Origin of the sequence: Streptomyces sp. NPDC020996 (genome assembly GCF_040641355.1) — a bacterium.
Lineage (GTDB): Bacteria > Actinomycetota > Actinomycetes > Streptomycetales > Streptomycetaceae > Streptomyces.
Genome location: NZ_JBFADM010000023.1, coordinates 1 through 12,553 on the forward strand (window position 1 = coordinate 1; position 12,553 = coordinate 12,553).

Annotated in this window: 12 protein-coding genes; 11 read left to right on the forward strand and 1 reads right to left on the reverse strand. The window is 70.9% G+C overall.

Annotated features, from left to right (window positions below):
* Positions 1-197 precede the first annotated feature (197 nt).
* Positions 198-701 (reverse strand): transcriptional regulator BldD, encoded by a 504-nt coding sequence (gene bldD / locus AB0G63_RS17860; RefSeq protein ID WP_043498969.1) that lies wholly within the window; start codon positions 699-701, stop codon positions 198-200.
* Between the two features lie 253 nt (positions 702-954).
* On the opposite strand from bldD, the gene pyrR reads away from it, so the two are divergent.
* The 11 genes from pyrR (at position 955) to rpoZ (ending at position 12,488) form a co-directional block, all read left to right on the forward strand.
* Positions 955-1,527, forward strand: coding sequence for a bifunctional pyr operon transcriptional regulator/uracil phosphoribosyltransferase PyrR (gene pyrR / locus AB0G63_RS17865; protein WP_324788613.1), 573 nt, complete (start codon positions 955-957; stop codon positions 1,525-1,527).
* 88 nt (positions 1,528-1,615) lie between these two features.
* Positions 1,616-2,593, forward strand: coding sequence for an aspartate carbamoyltransferase catalytic subunit (locus tag AB0G63_RS17870; RefSeq protein ID WP_351884414.1), 978 nt, complete (start codon positions 1,616-1,618; stop codon positions 2,591-2,593).
* Between the two features lie 5 nt (positions 2,594-2,598).
* Complete coding sequence (locus tag AB0G63_RS17875; RefSeq protein ID WP_360750896.1) at positions 2,599-3,885, forward strand: dihydroorotase; 1,287 nt, start codon at positions 2,599-2,601, stop codon at positions 3,883-3,885.
* A complete protein-coding gene (locus AB0G63_RS17880) occupies positions 3,882-4,442 on the forward strand; it encodes a hypothetical protein (RefSeq protein WP_360750898.1) in 561 nt (186 codons plus the stop codon). The genes AB0G63_RS17875 and AB0G63_RS17880 overlap by 4 nt, the downstream gene beginning before the upstream one ends.
* Positions 4,439-5,581: a glutamine-hydrolyzing carbamoyl-phosphate synthase small subunit gene (gene carA, locus AB0G63_RS17885; protein WP_360750901.1), complete on the forward strand. Its 1,143-nt coding sequence runs from the start codon at positions 4,439-4,441 to the stop codon at positions 5,579-5,581. The genes AB0G63_RS17880 and carA overlap by 4 nt, the downstream gene beginning before the upstream one ends.
* On the forward strand, positions 5,574-8,891 hold the full coding sequence (gene carB / locus AB0G63_RS17890; protein ID WP_360750903.1) for a carbamoyl-phosphate synthase large subunit: 3,318 nt from the start codon (positions 5,574-5,576) through the stop codon (positions 8,889-8,891). The genes carA and carB overlap by 8 nt, the downstream gene beginning before the upstream one ends.
* Positions 8,892-8,948: 57 nt before the next feature.
* Positions 8,949-10,055, forward strand: coding sequence for a quinone-dependent dihydroorotate dehydrogenase (locus AB0G63_RS17895; protein WP_360750905.1), 1,107 nt, complete (start codon positions 8,949-8,951; stop codon positions 10,053-10,055).
* On the forward strand, positions 10,052-10,894 hold the full coding sequence (gene pyrF, locus AB0G63_RS17900; protein WP_360750907.1) for an orotidine-5'-phosphate decarboxylase: 843 nt from the start codon (positions 10,052-10,054) through the stop codon (positions 10,892-10,894). The genes AB0G63_RS17895 and pyrF overlap by 4 nt, the downstream gene beginning before the upstream one ends.
* Positions 10,895-11,225: 331 nt before the next feature.
* Entirely contained in the window at positions 11,226-11,549 is a 324-nt protein-coding gene (locus AB0G63_RS17905) for an integration host factor (RefSeq protein ID WP_003977346.1), read from the forward strand.
* A gap of 59 nt (positions 11,550-11,608) precedes the next feature.
* On the forward strand, positions 11,609-12,166 hold the full coding sequence (gene gmk / locus AB0G63_RS17910) for a guanylate kinase (RefSeq protein WP_324788604.1): 558 nt from the start codon (positions 11,609-11,611) through the stop codon (positions 12,164-12,166).
* A gap of 49 nt (positions 12,167-12,215) precedes the next feature.
* A complete protein-coding gene (gene rpoZ / locus AB0G63_RS17915) occupies positions 12,216-12,488 on the forward strand; it encodes a DNA-directed RNA polymerase subunit omega (RefSeq protein ID WP_003977348.1) in 273 nt (90 codons plus the stop codon).
* Positions 12,489-12,553 lie beyond the last annotated feature (65 nt).

Sequence of the window (12,553 nt, forward strand, 5' to 3'; positions counted from 1 at the left end):
GGGGGTGCGGGCCCCCCGCGACCCCCGCCGGGGGGGGCCCGGGGCCAGGCCCGGGGGGGGCCCTCCGGCGTTTCCCGCGCAGGTGTCGACGGCCGTTTCCCGCGCGGGTGTCGAAAGCCACAGAAAACCGCCGGGGCAGCCGGAACCGTGAAGTTCCGGCCACCCCGGCGGCACGTTTCTGCTGAGGCGCCCGGGACTCAGCTCTCCTCGTGGGCCGCGACGGCCCGCCGCGCGTCCGCGTCCAGCACGCCCCAGCTGATCAGCTGCTCGGTCAGGACCGACGGGGACTGGTCGTAGATGACGGCGAGTGTGCGCAGGTCGTCCTGGCGGATCGACAGCACCTTGCCGTTGTAGTCACCGCGCTGCGACTGGATCGTCGCCGCGTACCGCTGCAGGGGGCCCGCCTTCTCGGCCGGCACGGTGGCCAGCCGCTCCAGGTCCAGGACCAGCTTCGGCGGCGGCTCGGCGGCCCCGCCCGGAGTGGTGCCCGGCAGCAGCTCCTGCACGGGAACGCCATAGAAATCCGCCAGCTCGGCGAGGCGCTGCACGGTGACGGCGCGGTCGCCGCGCTCGTACGAACCGACCACGACCGCCTTCCAGCGGCCCTGGCTCTTCTCCTCGACACCGTGGAGGGAAAGGCCCTGCTGGGTGCGGATGGCCCGGAGCTTGGCCCCGAGCTGTTTGGCGTATTCGCTGGACATATGGCTCCCCGGACACTGTGTCGACGCGGCTGCGGTGGGTCCGCGCCGCGCGTCTGGTAACTCACTGTGAGGTTACGCAGCGTGACTCTCGCGCGTCAAGCCGAATGGTCCACCCCGACCCTTCCGTGGCGGCGGTGGCTGAATACGCCAGGGGGGTGATCAGGGATGTCACCTCCGCCTGCTACCGTGGATGGCGCAAATCCGACGTCCTTTAAGATCCGTCCCGTGAGGCGGAGAAGGAGGTCCGTTTCCCATGGACACCCAGGCATCCGATGCGCGGCCCGTTCTCGAGGCTCCCGACATCGCGCGGGTCCTGACCCGCATCGCCCACGAGATCGTCGAGCGCGCCAAGGGCGCCGACGACGTGGTGCTCCTCGGCATCCCGACCCGAGGCGTCTTCCTCGCCCGGCGGCTCGCCGCGAAGCTCGAGGAGATCACCGACCGCAAGATCCCGGTCGGGTCGCTGGACATCACCATGTACCGCGACGACCTGCGCATGCACCCGCCGCGTGCGCTGGCCCGCACCGAGATCCCCGGTGACGGCCTCGACGGCAGGCTGGTCGTCCTCGTCGACGACGTGCTCTTCTCCGGCCGCACCATCCGCGCCGCCCTCGACGCCCTGAACGACATCGGGCGCCCGCGCGCGGTGCAGCTCGCGGTCCTCGTCGACCGCGGCCACCGCGAACTGCCCATCCGCGCCGACTACGTCGGCAAGAACCTCCCCACGTCGTTGCGGGAGACGGTCAAGGTCCAGCTCGCCGAGGAGGACGGTCGCGACACCGTGCTGCTCGGCGCCAAGCGGACCGCTCCGGGCGCGCAGCAGTAGCGCACGCGCGTACGTCACCGCCGTACACGCGCGCAGTCGCGCCCCCGCCTGCCCGAAATCTCCTGAACTGCCTTACGGAGCCTGACAGATGCAGCGTCATCTCATCTCGGCCGCCGACCTCACCCGCGACGACGCCGTCCTGATCCTCGACACCGCCGAGGAGATGGCCCGGGTCGCCGACCGGCCGATCAAGAAACTGCCGACCCTGCGCGGCCGCACGGTCGTCAACCTCTTCTTCGAGGACTCCACCCGGACCCGGATCTCCTTCGAAGCCGCGGAGAAGCGCCTGTCCGCGGACGTCATCAACTTCTCCGCCAAGGGCTCCAGCGTGTCCAAGGGCGAGTCCCTGAAGGACACCGCCCAGACCCTGGAGGCCATGGGCGTCGACGCCGTGGTCATCCGGCACGGCGCCTCCGGAGCGCCCTACCGCCTCGCCAACTCCGGCTGGATCGACGCCGCCGTCATCAACGCCGGCGACGGCACCCACCAGCACCCCACCCAGGCGCTGCTCGACGCGTTCACCATGCGCCGCCGCCTGGTCGGCCGGGACGCCGGACTCGGCCAGGACCTGTCCGGCAAGCGGATCACCATCGTCGGCGACGTCCTGCACAGCCGGGTCGCCCGCTCCAACGTGGACCTGCTGCACACCCTCGGCGCCGAGGTCACCCTGGTCGCCCCGCCCACCCTGGTGCCGGTCGGCGTCGAGCACTGGCCGTGCGAGGTGTCGTACGACCTCGACTCCACGCTTCCCAAGTCCGACGCGGTGATGATGCTGCGCGTCCAGCGCGAGCGCATGAACGCCGCCTTCTTCCCGACCGAGCGCGAGTACTCCCGGCGCTACGGCCTCGACGGCGACCGCATGGCGCGGATGCCCGAGCACGCGATCGTGATGCACCCCGGGCCGATGGTCCGCGGCATGGAGATCACCGCCGAGGTCGCCGACTCCGGCCGCTGCACCGCCGTCGAGCAGGTCGCGAACGGAGTGTCCATCCGGATGGCCGTCCTGTACCTGCTGCTCGGAGGCAACGAGCCCGCCGTCACCCACACCCGTACCGAGGAGAAGTAAGACCCATGAGCAAGATCCTTATCCGTGGTGCGAAGGTGCTCGGCGGCGAGCCGCAGGACGTGCTGATCGACGGCGAGACGATCGCCGAGGTGGGCGTGGGACTGAGCGCGGACGGCGCGGAGGTCGTCGAGGCGGCCGGCAAGGTGCTGCTGCCGGGCCTGGTCGACCTGCACACGCATCTGCGCGAGCCCGGCCGCGAGGACTCCGAGACCGTGCTGACCGGCACGCGCGCCGCCGCGAGCGGCGGCTACACCGCCGTGTTCGCCATGGCCAACACCTTCCCGGTCGCCGACACCGCCGGCGTCGTCGAGCAGGTCTACCGGCTCGGGCGGGAGCACGGCTACTGCGACGTGCAGCCCATCGGCGCGGTCACCGTCGGCCTGGAGGGCAAGAAGCTCGCCGAGCTGGGCGCCATGCACGAGTCGGCCGCCGGCGTCACCGTCTTCTCCGACGACGGCAAGTGCGTCGACGACGCGGTGATCATGCGCCGGGCGCTGGAGTACGTGAAGGCCTTCGGCGGCGTCGTCGCCCAGCACGCGCAGGAGCCGCGGCTGACCGAGGGCGCGCAGATGAACGAGGGCGTCGTCTCCGCCGAACTGGGCCTCGGCGGCTGGCCCGCCGTCGCCGAGGAGTCGATCATCGCGCGGGACGTGCTGCTCGCCGAGCACGTCGGCTCCCGCGTCCACATCTGCCACCTGTCGACCGCGGGCAGCGTCGAGATCGTCCGCTGGGCCAAGTCCCGCGGCATCGACGTCACCGCCGAGGTCACCCCGCACCACCTGCTGCTCACCGACGAGCTGGTGCGCACCTACAACCCGGTCTACAAGGTCAACCCGCCGCTGCGCACCGAGCGCGACGTGCACGCGCTGCGCGAGGCGCTCGCCGACGGCACGATCGACATCGTCGCCACCGACCACGCCCCGCACCCGCACGAGGACAAGGACTGCGAGTGGGCCGCGGCCGCCATGGGCATGGTCGGGCTGGAGACCGCGCTGTCGGTGGTCCAGGAGACCATGGTGGAGACCGGCCTGCTGGACTGGGCGCAGGTCGCCGACCGCATGTCCTTCGCGCCCGCCAGGATCGGGCGGGCCGCCGGTCACGGGCGTCCCGTCTCGGCTGGTGAGCCCGCCAACCTCACCCTCGTCGACACGGCATACCGTGGGGCGGTGGACCCCACGGGCTTCGCCTCGCGCAGCCGCAACACCCCGTACGAGGGGCGTGAGCTGCCGGGCCGTGTGACGCACACGTGGCTGAGGGGCAAGGCCACCCTCGTCGACGGGAAGCTCACGTGACACCTGTAATCCTGCTCGCGGCCGAGAAGAAGTCGGCCGAGGTCACCGACTGGGCCGCCCGTATCGGCTGGCTCGTCGGCCTCGCCCTGTTCGTCGCGCTCGTCTACTGGCTGATGCGCGAGGGCTGGAAGTGGCGCGGCACGCTCCAGGGCGACCTGCCCGAGCTGCCCAGCGCGCCCGACGAGCCCGGCGAGCCGAAACTGACCATGACGGGCCGCTACCACGGCTCCACCACCGCCGGGCAGTGGCTCGACCGGATCGTGGCGCACGGCCTCGGCACCCGCAGCCTGGCCGAGCTCACGCTGACGGACGCGGGACTGGACGTCGTACGCCCCGGCGCGAGCGACTTCTTCGTCCCGGCCGCGCAGCTGCGCGGGGCCCGGCTCGACAAGGGCATCGCCGGCAAGGTCCTGACCGAGGGCGGCCTGCTCGTGGTGACCTGGGCGCACGGCGAGCGGCTGATCGACTCCGGGTTCCGCTCCGACCGGGCGGCCGAGCACACCGAGTGGGTCGACACCCTGAACGAGATGATCAACAAGACGGAAGGCGCACGATGACAACCTCCACCAGGGGAGCTGCCAGGGTTCCCGCCGTACTCGTCCTGGAGGACGGCCGGATGTTCCGCGGCCGTGCCTACGGGGCCGTGGGGGTGACCTTCGGCGAAGCCGTGTTCTCCACCGGCATGACCGGCTACCAGGAGACCCTCACCGACCCGTCGTACCACCGCCAGGTCGTCGTGATGACCGCCCCGCACGTCGGCAACACCGGCGTCAACGACGAGGACCCCGAGTCGAAGCGCATCTGGGTCGCCGGATACGTCGTGCGCGACCCCGCCCGCGTGCCGTCCAACTGGCGCTCCCGCCGCTCCCTCGACGAGGAACTGCGCCACCAGGGCGTCGTCGGCATCAGCGGCATCGACACCCGCGCGCTCACCCGCCACCTGCGCGAGCGCGGCGCCATGCGCGTCGGCATCTTCTCCGGCCAGGCGCTGCCCGACGAGGGCACCATGCTCGCCGAGGTCCGCCAGGTCCCCGAGATGCAGGGCGCGGACCTGTCCGCCGAGGTCGCCACCAAGGAGGCGTACGTCGTCCCGGCGATCGGGGAGAAGAGGTTCACCGTCGCCGCCGTCGACCTCGGCATCAAGGGCATGACCCCGCACCGCATGGCCGAGCGCGGCATCGAGGTGCACGTGCTCCCGGCGACCGCGACCGTCGAGGACGTCTACGCCGTGAACCCCGACGGCGTGTTCTTCTCCAACGGCCCCGGCGACCCCGCCACCGCCGACCACCCGGTCTCCGTCATGCGGGCGGTCCTGGAGCGCGGCACGCCGCTGTTCGGCATCTGCTTCGGCAACCAGATCCTGGGCCGCGCCCTCGGCTTCGGCACCTACAAGCTCAAGTACGGCCACCGCGGCATCAACCAGCCGGTGCAGGACCGCACCACCGGCAAGGTCGAGGTCACCGCGCACAACCACGGCTTCGCCGTCGACGCCCCGCTCGACCAGGTCTCCGACACCCCCTACGGCCGCGCCGAGGTCTCCCACGTCTGCCTCAACGACAACGTGGTCGAGGGCCTGCGGCTCCTCGACCGCCCGGCCTTCAGCGTCCAGTACCACCCCGAAGCGGCGGCCGGCCCGCACGACGCCGCCTACCTGTTCGACCGCTTCGTATCCCTGATGGAGGGCCAGCGTGCCTAAGCGCACCGATATCCAGTCCGTCCTGGTCATCGGCTCCGGCCCGATCGTCATCGGCCAGGCCGCCGAGTTCGACTACTCCGGCACCCAGGCGTGCCGCGTGCTCAAGGCCGAGGGCCTGCGCGTCATCCTCGTCAACTCCAACCCGGCGACGATCATGACCGACCCGGAGATCGCCGACGCCACCTACGTCGAGCCGATCACCCCGGAGTTCGTCGAGAAGATCATCGCCAAGGAGCGGCCCGACGCGCTGCTGCCCACCCTGGGCGGCCAGACGGCCCTGAACACCGCGATCTCCCTGCACGAGAACGGCGTCCTGGACAAGTACGGCGTCGAGCTGATCGGCGCCAACGTCGCGGCGATCCACAAGGGCGAGGACCGCGACCAGTTCAAGGAGGTCGTGGAGGAGGTCCGCAAGAAGATCGGGCACGGCGAGTCCGCCCGGTCGGTGATCTGCCACACCATGGACGAGGTCCTCGCCGGCGTGGAGCAGCTCGGCGGCTACCCGGTCGTCGTCCGCCCCTCCTTCACCATGGGCGGCGCCGGATCCGGCTTCGCCCACGACGAGGAGGAGCTGCGCCGCATCGCCGGGCAGGGCCTCACCCTCTCGCCGACCACCGAGGTGCTCCTGGAGGAGTCCATCCTCGGCTGGAAGGAGTACGAGCTGGAGCTGATGCGCGACAAGCACGACAACGTCGTGGTCGTCTGCTCCATCGAGAACTTCGACCCGATGGGCGTGCACACCGGCGACTCGATCACCGTCGCCCCGGCGATGACGCTGACCGACCGCGAGTACCAGATCCTGCGCGACATCGGCATCGCCGTCATCCGCGAGGTCGGCGTCGACACCGGCGGCTGCAACATCCAGTTCGCGGTGAACCCCGAGGACGGCCGGGTCATCGTCATCGAGATGAACCCGCGCGTGTCGCGATCCTCGGCCCTCGCCTCCAAGGCCACCGGCTTCCCGATCGCCAAGATCGCCGCCAAGCTCGCCGTCGGCTACACCCTCGACGAGATCCCGAACGACATCACGCGGGAGACCCCGGCCTCCTTCGAGCCGACCCTCGACTACGTCGTCGTCAAGGCACCGCGGTTCGCCTTCGAGAAGTTCCCGAGCGCCGACTCCACGCTGACCACCACCATGAAGTCGGTCGGCGAGGCCATGGCCATCGGCCGCAACTTCACCGAGGCGTTCCAGAAGGCGCTGCGCTCGCTGGAGAAGAAGGGCAGCCAGTTCACGTTCGTCGGCGAGCCCGGCTCCGCCGGAGACAAGGACGAGCTGCTGCGCGCGGCGGTACGGCCCACCGACGGCCGGATCAACACCGTCATGCAGGCGATCCGCGCGGGCGCCACCCCCGAGGAGGTCTTCGAGTACACGAAGATCGACCCCTGGTTCGTGGACCAGCTGTTCCTCATCAAGGAGATCGCCGACGAGCTGGCCGAGGCCCCGGAGCTCACCCCCGACCTGCTCGCCGAGGCCAAGCGGCACGGCTTCTCCGACCAGCAGATCGGCGAGATCCGCGGCCTGCGCGAGGACGTCGTCCGCGAGGTGCGGCACGCGCTGGGCATCCGCCCGGTGTACAAGACGGTCGACACCTGCGCCGCCGAGTTCGCCGCGAAGACGCCGTACTTCTACTCCTCCTACGACGAGGAGACCGAGGTCGCGCCCCGCGAGAAGCCGGCCGTGATCATCCTCGGCTCCGGGCCGAACCGCATCGGGCAGGGCATCGAGTTCGACTACTCCTGCGTGCACGCGTCCTTCGCGCTGAGTGACGCCGGGTACGAGACGGTCATGGTCAACTGCAACCCGGAGACCGTCTCCACGGACTACGACACCTCCGACCGCCTCTACTTCGAGCCGCTGACGCTGGAGGACGTGCTGGAGATCGTGCACGCCGAGCAGCAGGCCGGCCCGGTCGCGGGCGTGATCGTGCAGCTCGGCGGCCAGACCCCGCTGGGCCTGTCGCAGGCGCTGAAGGACAACGGCGTGCCGATCGTCGGCACCTCCCCGGAGGCCATCCACGCCGCCGAGGACCGCGGCGCCTTCGGCCGGGTGCTCGCCGAGGCGGGCCTGCCGGCCCCCAAGCACGGCACCGCCACCACCTTCGCCGAGGCCAAGGCCATCGCCGACGAGATCGGCTACCCGGTCCTGGTCCGGCCGTCGTACGTGCTGGGCGGCCGCGGCATGGAGATCGTCTACGACGAGTCCCGGCTGTCGTCCTACATCGCCGAGTCGACCGAGATCAGCCCCTCCCGGCCGGTCCTGGTCGACCGGTTCCTGGACGACGCGATCGAGATCGACGTGGACGCGCTCTACGACGGCGAGGAGCTGTACCTCGGCGGCGTCATGGAGCACATCGAGGAGGCCGGCATCCACTCCGGCGACTCGGCGTGCGCGCTGCCGCCGATCACGCTGGGCGGCTTCGACATCAAGCGCCTGCGCGCCTCCACCGAGGCCATCGCGCGCGGCGTCGGGGTGCGCGGCCTGATCAACATCCAGTTCGCGCTGGCCGGCGACATCCTGTACGTCCTCGAGGCCAACCCGCGCGCCTCCCGTACGGTCCCCTTCACCTCGAAGGCGACCGCGGTGCCGCTGGCGAAGGCCGCCGCCCGGATCTCCCTCGGCGCGACCGTCGCCGAGCTGCGTGAAGAGGGCCTGCTGCCGAAGAACGGCGACGGCGGCGAGCTGCCGCTGGACGCGCCGATCTCCGTCAAGGAGGCCGTGATGCCCTGGAGCCGCTTCCGCGACACCTCCGGACGCGGCGTCGACACCGTCCTCGGCCCGGAGATGCGCTCCACCGGCGAGGTCATGGGCATCGACTCCGTCTTCGGCACGGCGTACGCCAAGTCGCAGGCGGGCGCCTACGGGCCGCTGCCGACCAAGGGCCGCGCCTTCATCTCGGTCGCCAACCGCGACAAGCGCTCGATGATCTTCCCGGCGCGCGAGCTGGTCGGGCACGGCTTCGAGCTGCTCGCCACGTCCGGCACGGCCGAGGTGCTCAAGCGCAACGGCATCAACGCCACCGTCGTGCGCAAGCAGTCCGAGGGCACCGGCCCGAACGGCGAGAAGACCATCGTCCAGCTCATCCACGACGGCGAGGTCGACCTCATCGTCAACACCCCGTACGGCACCGGCGGCCGGCTCGACGGCTACGAGATCCGCACGGCGGCCGTGGCGCGGTCGGTCCCGTGCCTGACGACGGTCCAGGCGCTCGCCGCCGCCGTCCAGGGCATCGACGCGCTCAACCACGGCGACGTGGGCGTCCGCTCGCTCCAGGAACACGCCGAGCACCTGACCGCGGCCCGCGACTAGCAGCCGACGAGGGGGACACCGGAAACGGTGTCCCCCTCTTCATGAGGACACCGAGACATGTACAAGCTTTTCTTCCGACTGCTCTTCCGACGGATGGACCCGGAGCAGGCCCACCACCTCGCCTTCCGCTGGATCCGCCTGGCCGCCCGTATCCCGGTGCTGCGCACCTTCGTCGCCGCCGCCCTCGCGCCCCGCCACAAGGAGCTGCGCACCGAGGCGTTCGGCCTGCGGATGCACGGCCCGTTCGGGCTCGCGGCCGGCTTCGACAAGAACGCGGTCGGCATCGACGGCCTGGCGATGCTCGGCTTCGACCACGTCGAGATCGGCACCGTGACCGGAGAGGCCCAGCCCGGCAACCCCAGGAAGCGTCTGTTCCGCCTCGTGCCGGACCGCGCGCTGATCAACCGCATGGGTTTCAACAACGAGGGCTCGCTGGCCGTCGCCGCCCGCCTCGCCTCCCGCGACCCGGTCTTCCGGACCGTCGTGGGCGTCAACATCGGCAAGACCAAGGCGGTGCCGGAGGCCGAGGCGGCCGCCGACTACGTGAAGTCGGCCGAGCGGCTGGCGCCGTACGCCGACTACCTGGTCGTCAACGTGTCGTCCCCGAACACGCCCGGCCTGCGCGACCTCCAGGCGACCGAGGCGCTGCGCCCGCTGCTGACCGCCGTCCGCGAGGCCGCCGACCGCGCGGTGCCCGCCCGGCGCGTGCCGCTCCTGGTGAAGATCGCCCCCGACCTGGCCGACGAGGACATCGACGCGGTGGCCGACCTGGCCGTCGACCTCGGCCTGGACGGCATCATCGCCACGAACACCACCATCGCGCGCGAGGGACTCGGGCTGACGTCCCCGCCCTCGCTGGTGAAGGAGACCGGCGGTCTGTCCGGGGCGCCGCTGAAGGCGCGCTCCCTGGAGGTGCTGCGCCGCCTGTACGCCCGCGTGGGCGACCGCATCACGCTGGTCGGCGTCGGCGGCGTCGAGACGGCCGAGGACGCGTGGCAGCGCATCCTGGCCGGTGCCACGCTGGTACAGGGCTACAGCGCCTTCGTCTACGAGGGCCCCTTCTGGAGCCGCGCCGTCCACAAGGGGCTCGCCGCCCGGCTGCGGACGAGCCCGTACGCCACCCTCGCCGACGCGGTCGGCGCCGATGTGAGGAGGTCCGCATGACCCTGGAACCCTTCGGCGCCCGTCTGCGCCGCGCGATGGACGAGCGGGGCCCGCTGTGCGTCGGCATCGACCCGCACGCCTCCCTGCTCACCGAGTGGGGCCTGAACGACGACGTGGCCGGCCTGGAGCGGTTCAGCCGCACGGTGGTCGAGGCGATGGCCGACCGGATCGCCGTCCTGAAGCCGCAGAGCGCGTTCTTCGAGCGCTTCGGCTCCCGCGGCGTCGCCGTCCTGGAGAAGTCGGTCGAGGAGGCGCGGGCCGCGGGCGCGCTGGTCGTCATGGACGCCAAGCGCGGCGACATCGGCTCCACCATGGCCGCCTACGCCGAGTCCTTCCTGCGCAAGGACTCACCGCTGTTCTCCGACGCGCTGACCGTCTCCCCGTACCTCGGCTACGGCTCGCTCAGCCCGGCCGTCGCGCTGGCGCGGGAGAACGGCACGGGCCTGTTCGTGCTGGCGCTGACCTCGAACCCGGAGGGCGGCGAGGTGCAGCACGCGGTCCGCGCGGACGGGCGGGACGTCGGCGCGACGATGCTGGCCCACCTGGCCGCCGAGAACGTGGGGGAGGAGCCCCTGGGGTCCTTCGGGGCGGTCGTCGGCGCCACGCTGGGCGACCTGTCGCTGTACGACCTCGACATCAACGGTCCGCTGCTGGCGCCCGGCGTCGGCGCCCAGGGGGCCACGCCGGCCGATCTCCCCCGGGTCTTCGGGAGCGCGATCCGCAACGTCGTCCCGAACGTCAGCAGGGGCGTGCTGCGGCACGGTCCCGACGTCGGCTCGCTGCGCTCGGCGGCCGACCGCTTCGCGGAGGAGATCCGCGCCGCGCTGGCCGCCGCGTGAGGCTTCCGTGACGGGCGTCAGAGGCGTTCGAGCCGCTCGTCCGGGCCCTCCGGTCGCCGTCCGCGGGCTCGTTTGAGTCTGAATACATCCTCAAATCCAGGGCATTATGTCCTAAATGTCCGCCCTGGCGGAGGCTGACCAGGACTTTTCCGCTGTTCTCGCTGACTCTGGCGGACTTGCCCGCTAGTCTCCGACGAGTGAGGGCAGCTCCCACGCCCTCCAGTCAGTGGGGGAGAACGGGCAGCGTGTTGCTCGTGGCTCCCCAGGTGTGGGGCGACTAGGTTCCTCACCGGTCCGTATCCGACAGTTCGACATCCGAGGTGACGTAGGCGTGGCTCTTCCGCCCCTTACCCCTGAACAGCGCGCAGCCGCGCTCGAAAAGGCCGCCGCGGCTCGCCGGGAGCGGGCCGAGGTCAAGAATCGACTCAAGCACTCCGGCGCCTCCCTGCACGAGGTCATCAAGCAGGGCCAGGAGAACGACGTCATCGGCAAGATGAAGGTCTCCGCCCTGCTCGAGTCCCTCCCGGGCGTGGGCAAGGTCCGCGCCAAGCAGATCATGGAGCGACTCGGCATCTCCGAGAGCCGCCGCGTGCGGGGTCTCGGGTCCAACCAGATCGCCTCCCTGGAGCGCGAGTTCGGCAGCACCGGCTCCTGAGTCCGGGTGCTGCGTGCCTGGCGTCCCGGGCACCCCGGGAGTGCTGGAATAATCGCTGCATGAGCGAACGTCCGCGGCTGACCGTGCTCTCCGGCCCCTCAGGGGTCGGCAAGAGCACGGTCGTCGCCCATATGCGCAAGGAACACCCCGAGGTCTGGCTCTCGGTGTCGGCGACGACCCGCAAGCCCCGCCCCGGCGAGCAGCACGGCGTCCACTACTTCTTCGTCACCGACGAGGAGATGGACAAGCTGATCGCCAACGGCGAGCTGCTGGAGTGGGCCGAGTTCGCCGGCAACCGTTACGGCACGCCGCGCGCGGCCGTGCTGGAGCACCTGGAGTCCGGGGTTCCGGTCCTGCTGGAGATCGATCTCCAGGGCGCCCGGCAGGTCCGCGAGACCATGCCCGAGGGCCGGCTGGTGTTCCTGGCTCCTCCCTCCTGGGAGGAGCTGGTGCGCAGACTCACCGGGCGGGGCACCGAGCCGCCCGAGGTGATCGAGCGCCGGCTGTCCGCCGCGAAGATCGAGCTGGCGGCCGAGCCGGAGTTCGACACGACCCTGGTCAACACCTCCGTCGAGGACGTGGCGCGCGAGCTGCTAGCCTTGATGGATGTGGTCTGACCGGCACCGGTCACCGCACATTTCTTTCCCACCCATCGGAAGGTAGAGCGTGTCCTCTTCCATCTCCGCGCCCGAGGGCATCATCAACCCGCCGATCGACGAGCTCCTCGAGGCCACCGACTCGAAGTACAGCCTCGTGATCTACGCGGCCAAGCGGGCCCGCCAGATCAATGCGTACTACTCGCAGCTCGGCGAGGGCCTCCTCGAGTACGTCGGTCCGCTCGTCGACACCCACGTGCACGAGAAGCCGCTCTCGATCGCCCTGCGCGAGATCAACGCGGGTCTGCTGACGTCCGAGGCCATCGAGGGCCCGGCGCAGTAGTATCAGCAGCTTCGCGGTTGGCTTTTCCACAGGCCCGGCGGCACGTCCGCCGGGCCTGTGGTCTG